Here is a 20,652-nt window from a genome sequence, read left to right as displayed (position 1 = left end):
CCACGTCGGCGCTACTTGGCGGCAGGCTTCGCCGCACCCTTGGGCGCAAAATCGGGTTGGTATTTGATTTCGGCAGCGGCGCGGGCCTGCTTGAGGCGATCCTGCATTGCGCTCGTCAGCTGCTGATTCTGGATCGCCTGGACCGCCAACGGACGCGCCGCGTCGCCGGTCAGCGGAACGGCGCGTTCGCTCTTGATCACTGCAACCGTGACCATGCCATTCTCAGGCGCGATGAACGGCTCGCCCGCCGGCAGCGCGCGGATCTGCTGCATGCGCTGCTTGCCGACTTGCGCCGAATCCATCTGCGCGTCGGTGCGCGCGAACTTGATGCCAAGCTCCTGGAGATGCGACGCGACCGCTTCCATCGAATGATCATTCTCGAGCGCCTTGAGCTGCGCCATGTCCTTGGGCAGCGGGAACTGAATGCGGTCGATCGCAAAAATCTTGCGGTCGGCGAACATGTCGGGGTTGTCGGCGATGAACTTGTCGATCTCGGCCTGCTCGGGAACGCGCTGCGCGCGCTGCGCCTTCTGGCCCATGAGCTGGACGAGCAGCGCATCGCGCAGCTGGCGCTCGCGCAGCAGATAATCGGGGGTCTTGTCGAGGCCCTCGTCGCGTGCTGCCTGCGCCAGCAGGCGCCGTTCGACCACACGCTCGAGCGCTGCCTGCTGCACCACCTTCTTGTCGACACCATCGGGAATATTGACGCTCCCGAGCTCGGCGTTGACTTCCTGGAGCGTGATTTCCTCGCCATTGACCACGGCGGCGACCTGGCCGGTCGGCTCCTTGTCGCAGGCGGCAAGCGAAAGACAGGCCAGGGCAATAGCGGTGAGGTTCTTGGTGCGCATCGATAGGTCCTTTTACGTACTGCTGGTCGCACCGAGCAGCAGATGCTGCAGGCGGGCATTGGAATGGAGGATGAAACTTCGAGAGAATTCGTCGAGCAATGTTTCCGCCTCGGGCGCGTCCATGCCGAGCGTCGAGACCCGCATCATCATGCCGTCAGGAATGTCGCCGGCGATATTGGCGCGAATGACCGCCATCCGCTGCTCGGCCCAGCTGCGCGGGAAGGCGTCGCCCAGCCGCGTGAAATATTGCACCTGCTCGACCCGGTCGGGTCCGGTCGCGGTGAAGAAATTGGCGGGGATGCGCCGTCCGCCAACCGGAATATCGACCTCGCGGGTGTCACTCAGCGCGTAGCCGCCTACCGGATAGCAGGTCTCGGGACGGTGCAGCTGCAATACGCCGTCCTGCGCATTGTTGTAGGCGAGGAGCATCATCACCGACACGCCGCTCGCCGAAGCGTAAACCCGGGTGACGAGATTGTCGTAGAGCCGATCGCGCAGCGCGTCGGGCGGCGGGAGCACGACGCCGCTCTCCGAAATACTCGTCCACCGTCCGAACTGCCGCGGCACCCAGGTGTCGAAGGTCTTTTCCGGGACGATCGGATTGGCGACCGCCGGCTGGCGGACGAAAGCAAAAGCCGATGCGGCGGCCAGCGTCCCGCCGATCAGGGCGCTTCGCCGCGAGATCGCCGGGCCGGAGGCGGCGCTGTCATCAGCCATGGGCCGGCTCGCTGCGACGCGCGGTGAAACGATCCCAGAGCGGTTTGAGCACCACGTCGATCCCGAAAATGGTGAGCAGTGCGATCCCGAACATCACCAGCCCTGCGAAATTATGCAGGAAGCCCTGCGCCGTTGCCTCGCCCGAATGATAGGTCAGGAGGATGAGGATGAGCACGCGGAAGAAATTGGCGATTAGCGCGACAGGCACGATGAACAGCACGAGCAGCAGCGCATAGCGCCATTCGGCCTGATGCCGCATATAGATATAGAAGAGCGAGATCGCTGCCAGCGAGACGATCGAATTGATCCCCGAGCAGGCTGCTGCGACCAGCAACTCATATTGACCGATATAGATGCGAACCCCTTCGCCGCCGATCGGATAGCCGAACAGCTGAAGAAAGCCGACGGCTGCCTGCGAGAGCCACATCTTCATCGGCACGGTGACCGCGGCGACGAGCGTCTCGGGCGGCGGGAACATGAAGGCGAGATAGAAGAGCGGAAACCACAGCCCCTTCATGACCCGCAGGCCGACGAGACTGTAGAGTACGACGAGCACGGTCGCGTACATCATATAGCCTTCGATCTCGACGATCTGGGTAATCCGGGCAAAGATCGTCAGCGGAATGAGGACCGCGAGCATTGCCCAGACCGGTCCCTGCGCGGGGATGGAGCGCATATCCCGCACTTCGAGCCAGCGCGTGTGCAGCAGCCAGAGCCCGGTTGCGAGCACGATCGGGCCATGTGCGCCGGCTTCGCCTGACCAGGATTCGCGGACAACGAAGATGAAGGTGGGAATGCAAAAGAGCGCAAGCCCGACGATCAAGGCCCACGCGCCGGGCGACAGGCGCGTCGGTAGCGACGGCGGCGCAATTCGCGATTGCTCAGCGAGCGTTGCCATCGAATTTTCCCGCATCGGCAGTCATGAATATCCGATAGAGCAAAGCGCGGCACCTGCCAATGGGCGACGCGCCTCCCGGTCGAACCGTATCAGCAAGGCACAATCGGCCGGGCATCGGTTGCAGCCACTGGACGCGGACCGGGCTTTGTCATAGAGCCGCGCGAGTGCCGAAATGGTGAGCGGATATGGTCCGGACTCGAACCGATAGCGGGCTGATACGTGATCGCCTGATCGCGGCTCTGCTTGTCCTTGCAGCAGTTGCAGCGCTCGCGTTCGCCGCCTGGGCCTTGCTTCATCGCGGCCAGGCTGCACGCGAGCTCGCCGAACGAACACCCGTCGCCATGGCGAGGCCGCCCGTCCCCCAACCGCAGCTCTACAAGGAACTGGCGCCCGAGGATGCGCGCGCGGAAAATGCCGCGCTTCCGTTTTCGACGGCACCAATCGAGCGAGCGCCGCCGCTGGTCCTGCCGATCAACGCGTCGGACGTCGCCGGGCGGCGTTCGTCGATCGACTGTCTTACCGCCGCCATCTATTATGAAGCGGGCCAGGAAAGCGATCAGGGCAAGCGCGGCGTGGCGCAGGTCGTGCTCAACCGCGTCCGCCATCCGGCATTTCCTAACAGTATCTGCGGGGTGGTGTACCAGGGGTCGGAAAGGCCGACGGGCTGCCAGTTCACATTCACCTGCGATGGAAGCCTTGCGCGGATTCCGACCCGGCAGGGATGGGAGGCTGCGCGCCGCATTGCGGTTGCCGCGCTATCGGGTGCCGTCGAGCCAAGCGTCGGCATGGCGACGCATTATCATGCCGATTATGTCGTGCCCTATTGGGCGAGCTCGCTCGCCAAGATAGCGCAGCTCGATCATCATATTTTCTATCGATGGACCGGCGGCTGGGGCCGCCGCACCGCCTTCACTCAATCGGTGAGCCAGGAGCAGCCGCTCGTCGACCAGCCGCAGATCGAGGCAATTGGCGAAGCCGGCTTCACCGCAAACGGAATCCCGCCGAATACCAGCGCCATATTGAAATCGCCGCGCCTTCTCGCCGACGAAAATGCAGGCGCGCCGCTCGGGGATGCAAGCGAGGGCGTGGCGACGGCGCCGGCAGTATCGCCGCTCGCTGCCGACGCCAATCGGACGGCGCCGGCTGCCGACGCCACGAGCGGGCGTCTGAAGGGGGAATAGTCGCGGCGCAGACGCGGCGCGGCGGCCGCATTGCTCGGCGCGAGCGGGTCGCGGCCGCGGACGTTGCCGGGTTCCGAATAGCGACAGACAAGAATTTCCTCGCGACCGATGTCGCTGACGCCGCAGCCGACTTCGCCCGAGCGGCTCCAGATCAGCTGCGTATAGTGCGACACATCCTCGGCACGGCCCGTCGTGCTGTTGAGCGGGAAGGTACCGGGCGTGAAATAGGTTTTTTCCTTGAGCCAGAGACCGATCATGTCTTCGGGACGGAATGCACCGGGGGTTCCGCCCCAGATGTTTTCGCCTTCGAGCGGCTTGCCGGGAACGTTGGGGGAATGCTCGAACCGGCCCGTCGCCGAAAGATGATCGGCCCAGGCCTGAGCGCCCCGCGCAAGCTCATCGTTCCAGCGCAGCTCGGGCACGCCCATCAGCTCGCGCTCGCGGTTATGGCTAGCAAGGAGGCGATCATCGAGGGCGCCGAGGCGCGGCTGCGCGCCTGTCGAAACGAGCGCAACCGTTACCAGAAGCGCGATTTTTCCTGCCTTGAGGCTGATGTGCTTCATGCGCAAATCCCCGAAACCAGGGAAAAGCTATCGCAAGCCCGCTAAAACAAGGTTTACGGGGGCGGTAAACGGCGTCCTAACGATTTTCAGGCTTGCCTTGCCGCGTTGCATGCAGCGGCCAACGGTCGACTTTTTTTGAAGGTCCTAACCCGGACCAAATGCCAAAGGAACCGCGCGGCGAAGATCCGACAGGCAGGGGCGGCGCAGGCTGTATCCACCTATCCCTGACGCCTGACTAGCTGAAGCGTCTGCTTTCGGCGGCCGCAACGCTGCGCGGATCAGTGCGCACGACTTCTACGGTGTCGCCGCGCTGGGCAGCGGCGAAGAGCAGCCTGGCAAAGTCGACGGGAAGGCCGATGCAGCCATGGGTAGCGCGCCGGCTCGACATCGGACTGCCGTGGAGCGCAATGCCGGTATCGGTGATGAACATCGAATAGGGCATTGGCGCATCGTAGCTGCGCGAATGATAATCGGCATCCTTGTTGAGAATCTTGAAGGTACCAAGCGGCGACTGCATCCCTTCGGCGCCATAGACAATCACCGCTGTGCCAATCTCATGCCCGCCCCGGAAAACGGAAATCATCTGCCGGCGCAGATCAACCCATACACTTAGCTTCCCTGCCGGGATGTCGGTGTCGTTCCAGTCATACTCACCGTGCCGAAGCCGGTATTTTGTGTCGAGCAGCGATTTGGTTCCGGCCGGCACGAGCCCGGCTTGCGCAGCTGCCGCAGCCTCTTGAGACGAGAGAAATGTACGCCCGGCTTGCGCCGGATGGAGAGGTGCCGCTCGCGCCGCCTGATCGGCAGCCACCGAGCTTGCGGCATCATGATTATAGCCAACCGTCGCAAGCGCGAGCGCGCCGAGGGGAAGGCCGACAATCCAGCCGCGCATCAGGCGACGCCCGGACGACCTTGCGAATGGCCGTTGCGGCGACGAAGCGCCGCACCGCAGAGCGCAAATCCGAGGATCATCAACGCCCAGGTCCCAGGCTCGGGCACGGCACCCGTCACCGGCGGTTCAGGGTCGACGGGGGTGGTCGGGTCCCCACGGTCGGTCGCGATCGGCGGGACGACCGTGCTGATACCGCCCGGGAACCCCGGTCCGGACGGCGTGCCGCCAATCGTCCCGGCGTCGCCGAGCGGGAGCAGCGACGGATCGGGATCGGCGAGCGCCAGCGGGCCGAGCGGATTCTCGCTCAACTGATCGACCGCCTCTTCAGGCGGCGTATCGAAAATTTTGCCGAGCGCGCGCTCTTCGGGCGCATCACGCTGCGGTCCAAGCGCGCGGGCACTAGCCGGGCCTCCGAAGTCGCGCTTGACCTTGGTCTTGATGAGGTCGGTTTCGCCGCGCTCGCCGGGCGAGCGGTCGACGAAGCGCTGCAGCGCGTCCGATGCTTGCGCCAGGAGAAGGCCGCCATCGCCGCTGAACAGCGGCACGGTGACCGACGTCGTTGCAAGAACGGCGAGTGCTGCTGCACCCGCGGCAATCCGTCTTTTGGACGCAAGAAATGTTATGACCCCTGCCATTTGACCTAATTATAGTAATTTGTTCGGTCGCGAAACATGGATTCTGCCGTTCGCGCAGTATCATTATGGCATCTCAAAAGGCCTAGGAAACTGGGCTTTATGGGCCGCGACGGGAAGGCGGAGGTCAGAATTGCGGGATTTTACATAAATTAGGCAAAACTTGCATATGGTTAACCACTGCCGTTACCAGCCCGGCGCTTGCCGAGTCGCGCGCGAAGTGCGCTTGCGCATCGCATGCCGCGCGCGCTAGACGCCGTCCATGCAGGCGCTGCGCTTCATTTGGGGAATGCGGTGATGGGACGCGCGGCCGTCTCCCTTCGCGCACGCGCCGCCGAACTGGGTGCCAGAGTGCCGTTGATGACCGCCTTGTCGCGCTTCGCGGTGGCGACACTTGCAAGTGCGTCGCTTTCGTTCCTATTGCCGATCCTGCTGCATGAGTGGGCAGGGCTGGGCGAACGAACCGCGGTCGGCCTGTCCTTCGCCATTGCTTATGCCTTCAATTTTCTGACGCTGCGCCGACTGGTGTTTGCGAGCAAAGCAAGTATTGGACGCGATCTGTGGCGCTACGCCCTGGTCAATGCGCTGTTCCGGATTGCCGAGTTTTTCGCATTCTCCGCGCTACGATCAGCCGCGATCCTCTCTTACGCCGCCGCGCTGCTGCTCGTGCTGGCGGTTTCCACCCTGGTCAAATTCTTCGCCTATCGCCGGCTCTTCGGCGGCGGCAGGTAAAAGAGTGCCGCGGGCGAGGGCGATCTGTTCGATGCGTTTGACCCGCTCAAGGGTCATCTCGGTGAGTTGGCGGTTGCGACCGATGAGATCGGCCATCAGTCCGAGGAGAAAGGTCAGCGCGCCCACCGTGAGCAGCGCCGAACCGATCACCAGCGACTGGATCTTGCCTTCACCGCTGACGAAGAAATAATAATAGAGGAAACGCAGCATCGGCAGCACGCCGATGAACGCGATAACCGCGCCGATGAGTGCGAAAGTGCGCAGCGGCTGATACATGGCGTACATGCGCAGCGCGGTCGTTCCCGAGCGCTCCATGAAGCGAAACACCGATCTGAAGAGCCTTGAATCGCGGGTCTTGGCGTTGGTGCGCACGGGGACTGCTTCATAGGCCATCGCCTTCTGACCGACCTGGATCAGCATCTCGATCGTGTAGCTGAACGATGAGACGATATTCACCTGAAAGGCAGCTGCGCGCGAGATTGCCCGAAAACCGCTTACGGCGTCGGGTACATCTACCCCCGAGAAATGACGTACCGCCCAGCTTCCAAAGCGTTGAAGCATGCGCTTGGCGGGACTGAAATGGGCGATCGTCTGGGTCTGGCGATCGCCGATGACCACGTCTGCGCGTCCTGCCACGATCGGTTCCACGAGGCGCGCAATGTCAGCGCCGTAATATTGATTGTCCCCGTCGGTGTTGACGATAATGTCGGCACCAGCGCCGAGCGCGTAATCGAGGCCGCGCCGAAAGCTTCTGGCAAGGCCCATATTGCGGCGATTGCGCAGGATATGGTGAACCCCGCACGCGCGCGCCACCGCGTCGGTGCCGTCGGCTGATCCATCGTCGATGACGAGATATTCGATCATATCGATGCCATCGATCTGTTTCGGCAGATCGGCGATAGTGGCCGGAAGCGTATCGGCCTCATTATAGCATGGGATCTGGATGATCAGCTTCATGCGGTCCTCTCCAATGCTGGCGGCGCGTCCGATACCGGCACGTGCTGATGATCGCCGCGCCGCCTCGGCATTGCGGCCGCAAAAGCGATGACGGCAAGCGGCAGCAGCCAGACAATGCGCATCAGATAGCGGGCATGTGGGGTCGACATGCCGCCGCATATGACGACATTGGCAGCGAGCGCGAGCAGGATCAAAAGTGCCGCGGCCGCGCCCGGAGACCGCCATGCCGCGCGGCCGGTCCGGGAGGCAAAGCCGACCGCAAGCAGAATGAGGGAGAGCAGTGTCACCGCGATCGTCACGATGATCGTAGGCGCGACCGGAACGGTACCGCGGTACGCCGCCGAGCGTTCGACCCAGGCAAATATCTCGGGGGGGAGATGACTCCGCGCCCCTTCGCGGTGTTCGGCGACATAGTTGAAGTGATCAAGATCGAACGCCAGTGCCTGCTCGCCGCTTGACCGAATGATTGACCCGATCACTTCCCCTGGATATTCGCGAAGGACAGCAAGGTAAAAGCGGACATCTTCGCCACCGAGCTGGCGCTTCGAATCCTCGCCGAGCGTGCTGAATATCCCCTCGCGCGGATCTTTGCTCCACAGCATGATGTCACTAGGTTGCGGCATCCGATCGCGGTAGCCGCACAGAAGAAACTTCGGCGGATTGCAGTGGGTCTCGAGGTAGCGATAGCCGGGACCATCGGCGATCAGCCGCGCGGAAAGGAAGGGCGGGGCGGTCGGCGGAGCGCCGAGTGTGCGCGTTACCGCTGCCGAGAAGAGCATTTGCGCCGCGATGGCGATGAGAATGAGGCTCGTAGGCAGGAGAAGCCTGAGCGTCCAGTCCTGCCGCTGTCCAAGGTTGAGAAGCAAGGCCCCACCGCCAACCGAAAGGATGAGCAGGATGTGCGAAATATGAAAGGTGATCGCCGCGGCTGCTACCATGAACAGAAAGGCGCGCGCGAGACGGCCATAGTGCGCGCCGAACAGGATCAATGACACAAAGGCAAGGATGAGCGGTCCCGTGAAAGCGCCCGGCATGAGGCGCGATACGAAGAAGGGCAGCGGGCTGAGAAGCCCCACCGCGAGCAGCCCGCCCCAAATCCAGCGTTGCCGGTGCCCAGGCGCGAGCGATGCTGTCGCCCCCAGCAGGAACAGCGCCACCGTCCCGAGCGCGATCGCGGACTGCAAAAACACGGGCCCGAACCGCCCGAACCCCTCAAGCCCCGCGTAGAGAAATGCGCCATAATAGATTGATCGCCCGGTCAGGACCGTCCGCGCCGGGCGGATATGAGGATCGGTGGCGGTTGTGCTGCTTGGCGCAATTTCAGCGCCACGGGACGACGCCGCGTCTGGCCGAGAGGCGTTTGCCGCCGGGGCTAAAGGCGTGTCGAGGAGCCGATCCGACCAGATCGAACGATGCCCTGTCAGCGACACCACCGCCGCATCCGCGGCCCGGACGTAATGGCTGGTATCGGGAAAGAAAAAGGGGCCGCCGTTGAGCAGGGCCGGCCACGCGTAGAGGAGCACCAGCGCGGCCCATAATCCGATCCTCGGCAGACGTCGCACCAGTCGATGCCCCTATGATTTCGTTCGCGAATCCGCGAACTGCCCGCCAAGGCGTAGGATAGCCTGCGCACGAGGTCCACTGCTGCCAAGCCCAGCCTGTGTCCTTTTGACACGTATGGCGCGCACATTGCCCTCGGCGCCGGTTTTGCTATGCTAGCTTCATGGCCCCTATGCCCGCGATCTATGCCGTAGAATTGCTCACCGGCCTGCCGCGGCTCGACCTCATCAAGATCGATGTCGAAGGCCATGAGGAGACCGTTTTTCATGCCATAGATGCCCAGCTTGCACGACTGGCGCCGCGCGCAATTCTCTTCGAGGATCAGGGGGCAGGGGCAGCCGAAGCGATAGGTACGCTGCTGAACCGCCATCGCTACACCGTCTTCGGAATCGACAAGCGCCTGCTGCGTACGCGGCGCGTTCCGATGGTTTCGAGCGGCGACTGCAGGTACAATGATTATCTCGCCGTGCGGACCTGAGCATTTCTCTTCGTATCATCCACCGCAGGGTCTTCACCGCTTCGCAACAAGTTTTTCGCTATGACAGTGGGCGGAAGGGTGGCGCCGCTGGTAGCGCCGCCCTTCCACTGTATTGCGCACGCCGTGCGCACCCAAGCTGACCAAGGAAATTCATGAAGCTGCTGTTTGCCTTGCCGGGATTTCATCGTTTCGACCGCGGCGCAGAGGTTGCCTTGCTGTCGGTGGCGACGGAACTCGCGCGCGGCGGCGACGCAGTTACCGTAATGGGTTCAGGCGAACCACGTGAAGGCCTGCCTTACACGTATCGCCGCGTCAGTGCCGTGCGCCGTGAGCGCTTCGAAGCCTTTCCCTTCTTTCCGCCGCTTCGTAGCGAAACCGCATGGGAAGATGCGAGCTTCGTTCCCGGTCTGCTCGCGGCTTATCGGCCCGGCGACTTCGACGCGGTGATAACCTGCTCCTTTCCCTTCACCCATTGGGCGCTCGGAAGGCCCGCGAGCAAGCGGCCGCTGCGCCTGTTCGTGACCCAGAACGGTGACTGGCCAGCCTATGCCACCAATTCCGAATATCGCAGCTTTCGTTGTGATGGCCTGGTTTGCACCAACCCGGACTATCTTGAACGCAACCGCTCCAAATGGCCCTCGGCGCTCATTCCAAACGGCGTCGATCTCGAGCGTTTCCATACCGGCGAAGGGGAGCGCGCACGTCTCGGACTCCCGCCGGACCGACCAATCGTGCTCATGGTCAGCGCGCATATCGCGACAAAACGCGTGCTCGACGGCATTCGCGCCGTTGCGCAACTCGAAGATGCGCATCTCGTCGTGGCGGGGGATGGTCCGCTCCGCGACGAAGCCGCCGCGCTCGCTGCCGAGATATTGCCCGGTCGCTATCAGCGGGTGAGCCTGCCGGCGACCGAAATGCCGGCCCTTTACCGATCGGCCGACATCTTTCTGCACCTCTCGCTGCTTGAATCCTTCGGGAATGTTTTCCTCGAAGCCTGGGCGAGCGGCCTCCCGGTTGTCGGCCATGACAGCGAAAGGCTGCGGTGGATCCTGGGTGAGAACAGCGCATATCTGTGCAACACCGAGCAAAGTGAAGCGCTGGTCGAGACAATCCGCCGGGCGCTCGCGCAGGGTCGCCGGACCGAAGGCGTCGCAAGCGGGATCGAGCGTTTTGGCTGGCCGACGATCGCCGCGCAGTATCGCGAATTCATTTCAGCGCTGCTGGCGCAGCGCTGATCAGTTCGCGAGGCGGCGGAAATAAGCGATCGTCTGCTCGAGCCCTTCGCGCAGCCGAATTGCCGGTTCCCAGTCGAGCTCGCGGCGCGCGAGACTGATATCGGGCTTGCGCTGCGTCGGATCGTCGGAGGGCAGGGGGAGCTGGACCAGCTTCGAACGCGCGCCGGTGAGTTCGATAACAAGCTCGGCCAGTTCGCGGATCGTGAACTCCACCGGATTGCCGAGATTAACGGGGCCGGTGAAGCCGGTGGGTGTTTCCATCAGGCGCAGCAGCGCTTCGACCAGATCATCGACATAGCAGAAGCTGCGGGTCTGCGAACCGTCGCCATAGATGGTGATATCCTCGCCGCGCAGGGCCTGCATGACAAAATTGGAGACGACACGGCCATCGGCGGGATGCATGCGCGGACCGTAGGTGTTGAAAATGCGCGCGACCTTCACGTCGATGCCATGCTGACGGTGATAGTCGAAAAACAACGTCTCCGCACAGCGCTTGCCTTCGTCGTAACAGCTGCGCAGTCCGATGGGATTGACGTTGCCCCAATAGCTTTCGGTTTGCGGATGCTGAGTGGGGTCGCCATAAACTTCGCTCGTCGACGCCTGCAGGATCGGTACCTTGATGCGCTTTGCAAGGCCAAGCATGTTGATCGAGCCGATCACCGAGACTTTGGTGGTCTGCACCGGATCGTGCTGATAATGGATGGGCGATGCGGGGCAGGCGAGGTTGAAGATCGCATCGACCTCGACGAAAAGGGGATGGCACACATCGTGGCGCATGAATTCGAAGCGCGGATGCGAAAGCAGATGAGCGATATTTGCCTTGGCACCGGTGAAGAGATTGTCGACGCACAATACTTCGTCGCCGCGCTCGATAAGCCTGTCGATCAGATGCGAACCGACAAAGCCGGCGCCTCCGGTAACCAGGACCCTGCGGGCCAGAAAATAGTCACGCGCCATAGCGAATTTCCCCTCTGCTTTCCATTCTCTATCGGCACTGAGGAATGTTGCAAGCTCGCGGCGCTCCGCAGCGCACCAGCGTTGCACTTTGAAACAGCGCGCGCTCCAACTCTTTCGTCCGGAGCGATGGCGCGGTGATCGATCTTCTCGCCTGGGTCCTGGCGACCCCCTTTCTTCTTCTCCTCGCCTATCTTCTGGTCGAACTGACCGCCGGCCTGGCGCGCCTCGCGCCGCGCGATCCTGACACTCCGCCAGCGCATATGGTGCTGCTCATACCAGCGCATGATGAGGCCGCTTCGATTGCGGAGACGGTGCGCGGGCTGGCGGCAGCCTCACCAACCGCGCACATCCTCGTCGTGGCCGATAATTGTTCCGATAACACCGCCGAACGTGCGCGCGCAGCGGGCGCCGAGGCCATCGAGCGCAACGATCGCGAGCGACGGGGCAAGGGATTTGCACTTGCCTTCGGACGCGATCATCTTGCCGGCGCCCCACCAGACGCCGTGATTGTCGTCGACGCCGACTGCCGCATGGATGCGGGAAGCGCCGAACGGCTCGCGGCCGCAGCGCTGATCTCGGGCGCGCCGGTTCAGGCCAGCAATTTGCTGGCGTCCCCTCCCGGTGTGTCGCCGCTCGTCTCCATCTCCAATTTCGCGATGCTGGTGAAGAATGTCGTCCGGGCGCGCGGGCTGCTGCGGATTGGCGGCGGGGCGCTCTTGTTCGGAACCGGCATGGCCTTTCCCTGGCTGCTCTTCGCGCGACTTCCACTCGCGAGCGCCAATGCGGTCGAGGATCTCGAGCTCGGGCTTCGCCTTGCGCGCGAGGGGATCAAGGTTGGCTTCGACGACGGCGCGCGCGTGACCAGTCCCGCAGCCAGCCTTGCGAGTAGCCGTGGACAGCGCAGCAGGTGGGAACATGGGTTTCTCGACACTGCGCGAAGGCAGGCGGGGCCGCTGCTGGGCGCAGCGAGGCGCCGCCGCTCGCGGCATTTGGCCGCCCTTGGTGCTCATCTGCTCGTGCCGCCGCTCGCCCTGCTGCTGCTCGCCGCCGCGCTCGACCTGGCGCTTGTTACCGGTCTGGCGCTGTCGGGCGCTGACAGTCGGCCCGCCATGTTGCTGCTTGTGCTCCTCGCGCTTGTTGCGCTCGTCCTGCTCGCCGCCTGGTGGCGCGAGGCGCGGGCGCTGCTTCCGGCGCGCGATCTTCTGCGTGCCCCGCTCTATCTGCTCTGGAAGCTGCCCGTCTATCTTGCCTTCTTCACCCGCCGGCAGACGGGGTGGAACCGGACAGGTCGCGACTAGCCCGCGCGGTTCGCCAACGTTGCCAGATGGCGATTATTCTGGGTCCCTCGACAAGATAGCGTCGCCAAAGACGGCGCGGTTCGCTGAGCAGACGGAATAACCACTCAAGGCTCGCCCGCTGCATCCAGTTCGGCGCCCGGCGCTTCGCGCCGGTCAGGAATTCGAGCGAGGCTCCGATGCACAGCGCTACCCCGCGGGCTCCGCCACGCGCCGCGATCTCCGCGCACAGCAATTCGCTCTGGGGAGCGCCAACGGCAAAAAGGGTGACATCAGCTTCGCTGGCCACAACGAAGTCGCCGACCGCGGTCCGCGCGTCGGCGTTGCGCCGCAAGCCCATCGGCGGCGCATGAAACAGCCACTCGAAACGCGGGTAAATTTGCTCAAGGGCCGCATGCATAAGCGGATCGCCGCCAATCACCGCGATACGGCCGCGCGGGAGCGCGTAGCCGAGCAGATCGCGCGTCAGATCGCTTCCCGGAACGACCGGCAAGCGAATATCCGCGAGCGCGGCGAGGCGCGCCAGGATGCGGCTGTCACAAAGGCAGAGCGCGGCGCCCTCATAGGCAGCGAGCAGCTGGGGATTTGGCGATCGGTCAAGTCCCACGATATGATCGACATTCGGCGTGACGACATAGTGAAAGCTCTCGCCGCCAGCGCGGCTTACCACCGCCCGCCGCGCGCAATCGATATCGATGGGATCGAAGGAAAGTCCCAAAAACTCCTGTTTTGTAAAGAGTTTTTCTCTCATCGCGTGACGATCCGGCCAAAGAGCCCGTTCGGCGGCGCCTCACCGGGCACAAGATCGATTCCGTAAAGCTCACGCGCACGCTCAAGCCCGCGCTGCGCTGCCGCCCTGCAATCATCTCCCGCGCGACCGCAGGCCGCCGCATAGAGGCGCCAGCCACTCATCAGCGCGGGTGCATCATGGGTCAGTCGCCGGGCCACCGCGATCGACTCGCGCTGCTTTCCATTCGCTTCGAGCCAGCCCATGAACTGCGCTGCGAGCACCGAGCTCTGACGATTTGCATCCATGCCCTGACGCCACATGCGATTGGCATTCTCAGGATCGCCGCGTTCGGAATAGCTGATAGCGGCCAGACGCCATGCGTCGATCCTCTCGGGACACTGGCTGGCCGCCTCCTGCGCCGAGCGTAGCGCTCCATCAAGTTGCCGCATGTCGAGACGCGCGCTCGCCCGCACGACAAGCGCGCGGCAATTGGTCGAATCCTCTTCAAGGATTGCGTTCGCGCGTGCCAGCGCCCCGGCCCGATCGCCGCGCCGAAGGAGGGCGGCCGCTTCCAATGTCGCCCGATCGGTGCCTGACAGGGTGGCGATCAGGCGATCTGCCGCGGCGAGGCGTTTTGCTTCGACAAGATAGGCTGCCACTGCGATCCGTGCTGCCGGCGTGCCGGACGCGGCAATGGAGCCGACAGCGGCATCACTCGGAGCCTCGGGGTGATATTCCCGCCAGAGGACAAGGATTTGCGGGATATCGTTCCGTGCAAGTTCGCTCTTGGCCAACAGCGCCGCGAGGAGCGCGTCCGCATCCTTGGTGCGGCCTTGCTTGTAAGCAAAATTGGCTTCGTCGATCCGCAACGCATCATTGGCGGGCGCAAGGTTCCGAAGCTTCGCAAACTCGGCCTGCATGCCGTTGGAATCATGGAGGGCGCGGTAGATTTCGAGCCGGGTCATCGCGATACCGCTGGTATCAGTCTTCTTGGCACTGAAAAGATCGAGGACCGCGAGCGCCTCCTTGCCTTCCCCTTTGCGAAACAGGGCGCGCGCCTTGAGAATCGCACCGCCCTCATTTGCTGAGTCGCGCGCCAGTATCTTGTCTGCATAGCCGACCGCATCGTCGAAACGGTTGCGCACGATCGCGTGGAGGCCGCGGACGAGCAGCGCGTTCGGATCGTCGGGTTCGAGTGAGAGTATCGCTTCGGTGGCCGCGAGCGATTCCCGCAGATTGCCGGTCTGGAGACCCAGTTGCGAAACCGCCTGCAGTGCTTCCATATTGCTCGGGTCGAGCGCAATGGCGTTGCTATACGCGTCGAAGGCTTGCGGAATAGCCTTGACGGCATATTCGATACGCCCCCTAAGTATATGATATTGCGGTTCGTCGTCGCGCTCTGCAATCGCTTCCTTGATCGCCATGCGGGCTTCGGCGAAACGGCGCTCGCCCAGCAATTCCTGGGCGCGCATCGCATCGCGCGCCGCTGCGGCGTCCGAACGGCCGCATCCCGACATCAGAAGGCTCGCCATGAGGGCAGCGACAAACGTCAAGCCAGCGCGCGTTTTTGTGCCGCCGCGACACAGCTGCTTTTGTCTTTCAGGGTTAACGTGATAGTCAGGGATCATAGGCATCCTTATACTGTTGCAACTTCTTCTGTCGACTGATCGGGCTGGCTGACGCCGGGCAACGATAGAGTCGGCGCCGTAAAGGTTTTATCCCCATGCGCAGATTTTTGCTTTCGATCGGGATCTCCCTGCTATTGATGGCACCCGCGGCCGCCGTGCAGGCGGACCCCGCGCCGCAGCCCCTTCAGTCTTCCGCGCCGGCCGAGGCCGCTCCGGTCCCTACCGCCGCCGCCACCGCTGCGCCGACGCCGCGTGCGGGTGCCTACCGCATCAATGCGGGCGACGAGCTTGAGATCTACGTGTGGGGCGAGGAGCGACTGCAGCGCAAGGTGAAGGTGCTTCCCGACGGAACGATCGCCTTCCCGCTTGTCGGCAAGGTCGTGGCCCAGGGCTATTTGCCGTCCGAAGTCGAAGCGATGATCACCAACGGCCTGCGCGATCAGTATCGCGGCCAGGTTCCGCAGGTGACGGTGTCGGTGGTGCAGCCTTCGGGGATGCAGTTTTCGGTGATGGGACGTGTCCGTTCGCCGGGCACCTTCACGCCGGGGCGCTACGTCAATGTGCTCGAAGCGCTCAGCATGGCGGGCGGACCGAGCGAATTCGCCAATCTCGACAATGTGCTCATCATTCGCAAGTCCGGTGACGAGCTGCGCACGATGCGCGTTCGTCTGGCGCCCCTGTTCAAGATGGGCGGCGACAGCAGCGATATCGCGCGCGCCAATATTCTGCGCATCGAAACCGGCGACACGGTCATCGTCCCGTGAGGCGCAGGTGGGGCAGGAGGGGCATGATGCGGAAAATTGCTTCATCGATAATGATGTTGGCATGCGGCCTTTGCGGCACCGCGCAGGCGCAGGAGCCGCAGGTGACCGTCGATGTGTCGGCGGGTGCATCGGTGTCGACCAATCCATTTCTTTACGTCGATAGCAAGACCGCCGCGGCCGCGACGCTTGAAGTGCGTCCGATGATTGTCTGGGAAAATGAATCGGGCCGGACCAGCCTCGACGGCACGCTGCGCCTTGCCCAATATAGCCAGCGCTACGGCAATGATTTTTCGGGTCGCGCCGGCGTGGCGAGCAATCAAAAGCTCGATGAGCGCACGACGCTCAGTATGGCGGGATTTTATCAGACCTCGCGCTCGGTGGTGCAGGACGGCTTCTTCTTTCCGATCGAGGCACCGCTTGATCCGGGTAGCATTCCCGACCCCAGCATTCCGCCGGTCGATACGTCGATTGCGGCCGTTCGCACACGCCGGCAGAATGCCGGAGCATCGATCGGTCTTAGCCATGCCATCGACGAGCGAAGTTCGGTTGATGCGGGCGTCTCGCTCGACGCGGCCTTCGTCGACCGCAACGTCGGCTTTGACTATCAAAACCTCTCTGGGCACATCGGATATCAGCGCCAGTTGACTGAACGCACTGCGCTGACCGCCAGCGTTTCGGTCGGACGCGTCAATTATCTCGGCCGACGGGTCGGGGACAGCACCATCATCAGCCCACAGCTTGGATTGCGCCAAAAGCTAAACTCGCGTTTGAGCCTCGTAGCGGGTGCGGGCTTTTCCTACGTCCGGACCGACCTGGTCACGGGAGTGCGGAGCGGTCGTACCAGCTTTTCGGGCGATGTCGGTCTGTGTGATGAGGGGCGCAACCGCACCTTATGTGTTTCAGCAAATCGCTCGGCGCAGCCTACCGCACTCGGTGGCGTCTCAAATGTCACCGCGATCGCCGTCAACTATGATGCGCAACTGTCCGAGAAGGACCGTCTCGCTTTTTCGGGGCGCTATGGCCGCACCGATCAAAGCGGGGAGGCGGGCTTTCCGTTGCAGACGCGAATCACTGACATAGTCGGAGCCAGCGCCACTTACAGCCGCAAGCTCAGCGACCGCGTCAGTCTGAACGTGACACCTGCCTTCACCAAGATCTATAGCAATACGCAAGGCCGACGCGATGCCAATTATTCGCTGATGGTCGGTGTAACGGTGCGCTTCGGGAAGCTTCGGTGATGGATCAGTTTGATGATATGGTCGGCGAACAAGGTGAAGGCGGCTCCGATTTCATCGGTCAATTGCCTGCAATCTTGTGGCAACGCCGCTGGTGGATCATCGTCCCGACGATCGTGGGCGCGCTCGCTGCGCTGGCGGGTATCCTGCTGATTCCGCCGACCTACCGGGCCAATGCCATCATGCTCGTCGAATCGCCGCAGCTTCCGCAGGAGGTTATCGGCCTCGACGGCGGCGATGCTATCGACCGCCGGATCGCGGCGATCCAGCAGCAGATTACTTCGCGTCCCGATCTTATCGAACTGATCGAACGCAACGGTCTTTATGCGAGCGACCGCAAGAGCAAGCCACTCTCGAAAATTCTCGAGAAGATGCGTGATTCTATAAGTTTGACACCTACCGACGCAGGCTCGCAGTCAAATCGTTCAGATCAGCGGAGCATCGCTTTTGAGCTCGCCTTCGATTATTCGCAACCCGCGCAGGCACAGGCTGTAGCGCAAGCGCTGATGGATCGCGTTCTGCAGCTCGACGCGCGCGGCAATACCGAGCAGGCGACCAATACCGTGCAGTTTCTGTCGGATCAGGCCGCGGGCCTTGAATCGCAGATCGGCGACCTTCAATCGCAGATCGCTGGCGTCAACGCCCGCAACGGCAATGTGCTGGCCTCCGGCGGCATGGTCATCGGTTCCGGGGCAGGCAGCTACGACGTACAGATTGCCGCGCTCCAGCGCGACAATCAAACCCTCCTCATGCAGCGTAATGTCGCGCAGACGAGCGACGAACGCGATCCCACGGTTGCGGCAGCCGAGCAACGGCTTGCTGCCGCGCGGGCGCTTTATTCCGAAACCCACCCCGACGTGGTGATCGCCAAGCAGGCGCTCGCCGAGGCGCGGCGGCTCGCCAAAGACAATACGCAAAAGCTGCCGCTCGACACGATCGATGACCAGATTGCCTTCAACAACAAGCAGATCGCGGCCCTTCGCGCCGCGAAGGCGCAGGAAAATGCCGAGGTCAGCTCGCGGCTCGCCGCGCAGGCGCGGGCGCCGCTCGTCCAGCAGCAGCTCGGCGAACTCCAGCAACGTCTGACGGCGCTCAACACGCAATATGAGCAGGTGCAAAAGCAGCTGATGACCGCGCGCGCGGGCGTGCGCGCCGAGGACGAGCAAATGGCCGAGCGCCTGTCGGTCGTCGAGCCGCCGGTCATTCCCGACAGCCCCAGCTGGCCTAACCGCATCCTACTCGCTGCCCTCGGCATCGGTGGCGGCCTCGGGCTCGGTTTTGTACTCGCCTTTGCGGTGGAGCTCTTCCTGCGCCCGATCCGGGATCCTGGGGCGCTCAAGGCGATCCTCGGTGCCTCGCCGATCGGTATCATCCCCGTGATCGAGTCAACGCGCGTTCCCAAGCGCGGTTGGCAGCGTTTCGTTCCGCTTCGCCGCTCCTGATACCAATAAAGGTTCGACCATGGCCGACCGCGATTTTTCCTCTCCCGGCGTCCGCGACCTGCTCCGGCTCGCGGACCTTCCGCTTTTCACTCCCGAGCGCGCCGAGCTCAACTCGCACAAGCTCGTTGGCTTCGACAGCCGCGACATTCGCGCGCGTCCCTTCAATCTCCTCCGTTCGAGCCTGAGCAAGAAGCTCAAGGAAAGCGGGTTTCGGCTTGTCGGCTTGACCTCTGCAACACCTGCGGCAGGCAAATCCTATCTTTCGCTCAATCTGGCCTCGTCGCTCGCGCGCGTGGCCGAGCAACCCGTTTTCCTGGTGGATCTCGATATTCGCCGCGCATCGGTCGCCGAAGAGATCGGCCTGACTCTCGATCGGGGGATCGAGAGCTTCCTCGAAGGCGAAGCCGATGATCTTGCAGCGCTCGGTCGGCATGTCGAAGGCAGCGAACTCGGGATATTTCCCGCCGTTCGCCGCAAGCGTAACACCGCCGAGCTTCTCGCCGGCGAACGCTTTGCGCAGATGATCGACATTTTCCGCAACCGCAGCGATGCAGCGACCATCCTCTTCGATTTACCGCCAGCCTTCGCCAGCGACGATGCGATGATCAGCCTTGAATTGCTCGACGGCTATGTGCTCGTCGTCGACAGCGGCAAAACCACCAGGAAGCATGTCGAAGACGTGCTGGCCGTTCTTCACCCGACGCCGTGCGTCGGGACGATTCTCAATCGTTACAGCGGCGGCTTCGCTGACAGCTATGGTTATGGCTATGGCGGGCCCGATTACGGGAAATATTACGATCCGTCGTGACCCGCCAAGCGGAAGCAGAGCCGGCGCTCGCTGAGCGTAAGGGCAAGCGCGTCGCGATCTGCATCATTGCGCGCAACGAGGCCAACACGATCGGCGGTTTGATCGATCAGCTGGCAGGACAGTCGCTGGTGGCCGGCAACGGCGTATCCCGCATCCTCGTTGTCAGCAACGGGTCGAGTGACGCGACCGCGGCCAAGGCCTCAGCAGCGCTCGCGCACGCATTCGACGACGGTGGACCGATCTGGAGTGTCGATGACACACCGATCGGCGGCAAGGCCCGCAGCTGGAATCTCGCGGTTCATGAACTGCTCGATGGCGATCTCGACATTGCGATCTTTCTCGATGCCGATATCGAACTGGCGGGCGAGCATGTGCTGGCGGAACTCGTCGATCGGCTCGCGGGCGATCCGGTGCTGCTTGCCGTTTCGGGATTTCCGCTAAAGAATATCGCCCGCAAGGCGCACAAGACGCTCATTGATCGCTTCTCGCTACGCATTTCAAGCCAGACGCCGGCGTCGCACGCGATCAATGGCTCGCTCTACGCGGCGCGCATGTCGGAATTGCGCAAGGTTTGGCTCCCGGTCCCGACTCCGGGAGAGGATGGCGCGCTCAGCGCCATGATCCACACCGGCGGCTTTACCCATCCCCCGCGGTTCGAGACGATCGCGCGCATGCCGCATCCGACGCATTATTTTGAAGCCCATAGTATCGCGGGCTTCTTCGCGCACGAGCGGCGCATGACGCTCGGCACCACGATCAACGGATGGATATTCGAACATCTGTGGGCCGGCGAACACCGCGATCATGTCGGCGAGCGCATCCGGTCCTGGAACGAGGATGAACCCGACTGGATCGACCGGATCATCGCGCGCGAGGTTGCGGGCAAATGGTGGGCATTGCCCCCGCGGATGCTCAGCTGGCGACTGCACAATCTCAAGGGCGTCGGCTGGCGCAAGGCATTGGCGCGGGCGCCATTCTCGCTCGCCGCAACATTTTTGAACCTCGGCCCCTGCATCGCCGCCAATCGCCTCATCAAGCGGCGCGGCGCGGCGAGCCACTGGTAGGGCGGCAGGCCGCCCGGAACGGGCGGTCTGCGGCGC

General features: G+C 63.1%; 21 protein-coding genes and 1 pseudogene. 11 read left to right on the top strand and 11 right to left on the bottom strand.

What is annotated here, in order from left to right:
• Positions 1 to 11 precede the first annotated feature (11 nt).
• From MU856_RS07665 to xrtV, 3 genes are read right to left on the bottom strand one after another with little or no spacing between them, the layout of a single operon-like run.
• The gene (locus MU856_RS07665; RefSeq protein WP_062902559.1) at positions 12 to 848 is read right to left on the bottom strand and encodes a hypothetical protein; all 837 of its coding nucleotides are present in this window, start codon (positions 846 to 848) and stop codon (positions 12 to 14) included.
• Positions 849 to 860: 12 nt separating this feature from the next.
• Positions 861 to 1,565, bottom strand: coding sequence for an exosortase-associated protein EpsI, V-type (gene epsI / locus MU856_RS07660; protein ID WP_263588748.1), 705 nt, complete (start codon positions 1,563 to 1,565; stop codon positions 861 to 863).
• Positions 1,558 to 2,463 carry an exosortase V gene (xrtV, locus tag MU856_RS07655; RefSeq protein ID WP_234178816.1) on the bottom strand — a complete coding sequence of 302 codons (906 nt, stop codon included), beginning with the start codon at positions 2,461 to 2,463 and terminating at the stop codon, positions 1,558 to 1,560. The genes epsI and xrtV overlap by 8 nt, the downstream gene beginning before the upstream one ends.
• Before the next feature lie 185 nt (positions 2,464 to 2,648).
• Between xrtV and MU856_RS07650 the strand changes: the two genes are divergently transcribed.
• The gene (locus MU856_RS07650; RefSeq protein ID WP_263588747.1) at positions 2,649 to 3,644 is read left to right on the top strand and encodes a cell wall hydrolase; all 996 of its coding nucleotides are present in this window, start codon (positions 2,649 to 2,651) and stop codon (positions 3,642 to 3,644) included.
• Positions 3,645 to 3,781: 137 nt separating this feature from the next.
• Here the strand turns inward: MU856_RS07650 and MU856_RS07645 are convergent.
• Positions 3,782 to 4,072: pseudogene (locus tag MU856_RS07645) on the bottom strand (CAP domain-containing protein); the annotation flags it as partial.
• Between MU856_RS07645 and MU856_RS07640 the strand changes: the two are divergent.
• Positions 3,980 to 4,252 carry a hypothetical protein gene (locus MU856_RS07640; RefSeq protein ID WP_234179125.1) on the top strand — a complete coding sequence of 91 codons (273 nt, stop codon included), beginning with the start codon at positions 3,980 to 3,982 and terminating at the stop codon, positions 4,250 to 4,252. The pseudogene MU856_RS07645 and the gene MU856_RS07640 sit on opposite strands and share 93 nt — an antisense overlap.
• A 190-nt stretch (positions 4,253 to 4,442) precedes the next feature.
• Here MU856_RS07640 and MU856_RS07635 read toward each other — a convergent pair whose 3' ends face one another.
• Positions 4,443 to 5,099 carry a L,D-transpeptidase gene (locus tag MU856_RS07635; protein ID WP_263588746.1) on the bottom strand — a complete coding sequence of 219 codons (657 nt, stop codon included), beginning with the start codon at positions 5,097 to 5,099 and terminating at the stop codon, positions 4,443 to 4,445.
• Complete coding sequence (locus MU856_RS07630; RefSeq protein ID WP_263588745.1) at positions 5,099 to 5,734, bottom strand: PEPxxWA-CTERM sorting domain-containing protein; 636 nt, start codon at positions 5,732 to 5,734, stop codon at positions 5,099 to 5,101. Before MU856_RS07630 ends, MU856_RS07635 begins: the two co-directional genes overlap by 1 nt.
• 294 nt (positions 5,735 to 6,028) lie before the next feature.
• Between MU856_RS07630 and MU856_RS07625 the strand changes: the two genes are divergently transcribed.
• Positions 6,029 to 6,463 carry a GtrA family protein gene (locus MU856_RS07625; protein ID WP_263588744.1) on the top strand — a complete coding sequence of 145 codons (435 nt, stop codon included), beginning with the start codon at positions 6,029 to 6,031 and terminating at the stop codon, positions 6,461 to 6,463.
• Here MU856_RS07625 and MU856_RS07620 read toward each other — a convergent pair.
• Both MU856_RS07620 and MU856_RS07615 read right to left on the bottom strand, forming a co-directional pair.
• The gene (locus MU856_RS07620) at positions 6,359 to 7,420 is read right to left on the bottom strand and encodes a glycosyltransferase family 2 protein (RefSeq protein ID WP_263588743.1); all 1,062 of its coding nucleotides are present in this window, start codon (positions 7,418 to 7,420) and stop codon (positions 6,359 to 6,361) included. The genes MU856_RS07625 and MU856_RS07620 overlap by 105 nt on opposite strands.
• Positions 7,417 to 8,982, bottom strand: coding sequence for a hypothetical protein (locus MU856_RS07615; protein WP_263588742.1), 1,566 nt, complete (start codon positions 8,980 to 8,982; stop codon positions 7,417 to 7,419). The genes MU856_RS07620 and MU856_RS07615 overlap by 4 nt, the downstream gene beginning before the upstream one ends.
• A 161-nt stretch (positions 8,983 to 9,143) precedes the next feature.
• Here MU856_RS07615 and MU856_RS07610 point away from each other — a divergent pair, with 161 nt between their 5' ends.
• Together MU856_RS07610 and MU856_RS07605 are read left to right on the top strand one after the other, a co-directional pair.
• On the top strand, positions 9,144 to 9,458 hold the full coding sequence (locus MU856_RS07610; protein WP_263588741.1) for an FkbM family methyltransferase: 315 nt from the start codon (positions 9,144 to 9,146) through the stop codon (positions 9,456 to 9,458).
• 152 nt (positions 9,459 to 9,610) lie between these two features.
• Positions 9,611 to 10,693, top strand: coding sequence for a glycosyltransferase family 4 protein (locus MU856_RS07605; protein ID WP_263588740.1), 1,083 nt, complete (start codon positions 9,611 to 9,613; stop codon positions 10,691 to 10,693).
• Here the strand turns inward: MU856_RS07605 and MU856_RS07600 are convergent, their stop codons facing one another.
• Positions 10,694 to 11,650, bottom strand: coding sequence for a UDP-glucuronic acid decarboxylase family protein (locus MU856_RS07600; RefSeq protein ID WP_186402012.1), 957 nt, complete (start codon positions 11,648 to 11,650; stop codon positions 10,694 to 10,696). It abuts the gene before it with no gap.
• 134 nt (positions 11,651 to 11,784) lie between these two features.
• Between MU856_RS07600 and MU856_RS07595 the strand changes: the two genes are divergently transcribed.
• Positions 11,785 to 12,948, top strand: a complete 1,164-nt coding sequence (locus MU856_RS07595; protein ID WP_263588739.1) for a glycosyltransferase family 2 protein — start codon at positions 11,785 to 11,787, stop codon at positions 12,946 to 12,948.
• On the opposite strand, the gene MU856_RS07590 is transcribed toward MU856_RS07595, so the two are convergent.
• Complete coding sequence (locus MU856_RS07590; RefSeq protein ID WP_263588738.1) at positions 12,905 to 13,696, bottom strand: WecB/TagA/CpsF family glycosyltransferase; 792 nt, start codon at positions 13,694 to 13,696, stop codon at positions 12,905 to 12,907. The two genes, MU856_RS07595 and MU856_RS07590, sit on opposite strands and share 44 nt — an antisense overlap.
• A complete protein-coding gene (locus MU856_RS07585; protein ID WP_263588737.1) occupies positions 13,693 to 15,207 on the bottom strand; it encodes a tetratricopeptide repeat protein in 1,515 nt (504 codons plus the stop codon). Before MU856_RS07585 ends, MU856_RS07590 begins: the two co-directional genes overlap by 4 nt.
• Before the next feature lie 233 nt (positions 15,208 to 15,440).
• On the opposite strand from MU856_RS07585, the gene MU856_RS07580 reads away from it, so the two are divergent.
• Genes MU856_RS07580 through MU856_RS07560 form a run of 5 tightly spaced genes read left to right on the top strand, consistent with a single transcriptional unit; the run spans position 15,441 to position 20,616 of the window.
• Positions 15,441 to 16,067: a polysaccharide biosynthesis/export family protein gene (locus MU856_RS07580; protein ID WP_263588736.1), complete on the top strand. Its 627-nt coding sequence runs from the start codon at positions 15,441 to 15,443 to the stop codon at positions 16,065 to 16,067.
• 50 nt (positions 16,068 to 16,117) lie between these two features.
• Positions 16,118 to 17,305 carry a hypothetical protein gene (locus tag MU856_RS07575; protein ID WP_263588735.1) on the top strand — a complete coding sequence of 396 codons (1,188 nt, stop codon included), beginning with the start codon at positions 16,118 to 16,120 and terminating at the stop codon, positions 17,303 to 17,305.
• Positions 17,305 to 18,744 (top strand): GumC family protein, encoded by a 1,440-nt coding sequence (locus tag MU856_RS07570; RefSeq protein WP_263588734.1) that lies wholly within the window; start codon positions 17,305 to 17,307, stop codon positions 18,742 to 18,744. Before MU856_RS07575 ends, MU856_RS07570 begins: the two co-directional genes overlap by 1 nt.
• A 19-nt stretch (positions 18,745 to 18,763) precedes the next feature.
• The gene (locus MU856_RS07565) at positions 18,764 to 19,552 is read left to right on the top strand and encodes a CpsD/CapB family tyrosine-protein kinase (protein ID WP_263588733.1); all 789 of its coding nucleotides are present in this window, start codon (positions 18,764 to 18,766) and stop codon (positions 19,550 to 19,552) included.
• Positions 19,549 to 20,616 (top strand): glycosyltransferase, encoded by a 1,068-nt coding sequence (locus tag MU856_RS07560; protein ID WP_263588732.1) that lies wholly within the window; start codon positions 19,549 to 19,551, stop codon positions 20,614 to 20,616. The genes MU856_RS07565 and MU856_RS07560 overlap by 4 nt, the downstream gene beginning before the upstream one ends.
• Positions 20,617 to 20,652: the final 36 nt, after the last annotated feature.

The organism is Sphingopyxis sp. GC21, assembly GCF_025727575.1.
Lineage (GTDB): Bacteria > Pseudomonadota > Alphaproteobacteria > Sphingomonadales > Sphingomonadaceae > Sphingopyxis > Sphingopyxis terrae_A.
Note: the sequence above shows the minus strand (reverse complement) of the source record. Positions and strands in the feature narration are given on the sequence as shown.

Bases quoted from the DNA above. Each gene is read 5' to 3' on its own strand.
- MU856_RS07665 (WP_062902559.1), bottom strand. From the start codon at position 848: ATGCGCACCAAGAACCTCACCGCTATTGCCCTGGCCTGTCTTTCGCTT.
- epsI (WP_263588748.1), bottom strand. From the start codon at position 1,565: ATGGCTGATGACAGCGCCGCCTCCGGCCCGGCGATCTCGCGGCGAAGC.
- xrtV (WP_234178816.1), bottom strand. From the start codon at position 2,463: ATGGCAACGCTCGCTGAGCAATCGCGAATTGCGCCGCCGTCGCTACCG.
- MU856_RS07650 (WP_263588747.1), top strand. From the start codon at position 2,649: ATGGTCCGGACTCGAACCGATAGCGGGCTGATACGTGATCGCCTGATC.
- MU856_RS07640 (WP_234179125.1), top strand. From the start codon at position 3,980: ATGCTCGAACCGGCCCGTCGCCGAAAGATGATCGGCCCAGGCCTGAGC.
- MU856_RS07635 (WP_263588746.1), bottom strand. From the start codon at position 5,099: ATGCGCGGCTGGATTGTCGGCCTTCCCCTCGGCGCGCTCGCGCTTGCG.
- MU856_RS07630 (WP_263588745.1), bottom strand. From the start codon at position 5,734: ATGGCAGGGGTCATAACATTTCTTGCGTCCAAAAGACGGATTGCCGCG.
- MU856_RS07625 (WP_263588744.1), top strand. From the start codon at position 6,029: ATGGGACGCGCGGCCGTCTCCCTTCGCGCACGCGCCGCCGAACTGGGT.
- MU856_RS07620 (WP_263588743.1), bottom strand. From the start codon at position 7,420: ATGAAGCTGATCATCCAGATCCCATGCTATAATGAGGCCGATACGCTT.
- MU856_RS07610 (WP_263588741.1), top strand. From the start codon at position 9,144: ATGGCCCCTATGCCCGCGATCTATGCCGTAGAATTGCTCACCGGCCTG.
- MU856_RS07605 (WP_263588740.1), top strand. From the start codon at position 9,611: ATGAAGCTGCTGTTTGCCTTGCCGGGATTTCATCGTTTCGACCGCGGC.
- MU856_RS07600 (WP_186402012.1), bottom strand. From the start codon at position 11,650: ATGGCGCGTGACTATTTTCTGGCCCGCAGGGTCCTGGTTACCGGAGGC.
- MU856_RS07590 (WP_263588738.1), bottom strand. From the start codon at position 13,696: ATGAGAGAAAAACTCTTTACAAAACAGGAGTTTTTGGGACTTTCCTTC.
- MU856_RS07585 (WP_263588737.1), bottom strand. From the start codon at position 15,207: ATGGCGAGCCTTCTGATGTCGGGATGCGGCCGTTCGGACGCCGCAGCG.
- MU856_RS07580 (WP_263588736.1), top strand. From the start codon at position 15,441: ATGGCACCCGCGGCCGCCGTGCAGGCGGACCCCGCGCCGCAGCCCCTT.
- MU856_RS07575 (WP_263588735.1), top strand. From the start codon at position 16,118: ATGATGTTGGCATGCGGCCTTTGCGGCACCGCGCAGGCGCAGGAGCCG.
- MU856_RS07570 (WP_263588734.1), top strand. From the start codon at position 17,305: ATGGATCAGTTTGATGATATGGTCGGCGAACAAGGTGAAGGCGGCTCC.
- MU856_RS07565 (WP_263588733.1), top strand. From the start codon at position 18,764: ATGGCCGACCGCGATTTTTCCTCTCCCGGCGTCCGCGACCTGCTCCGG.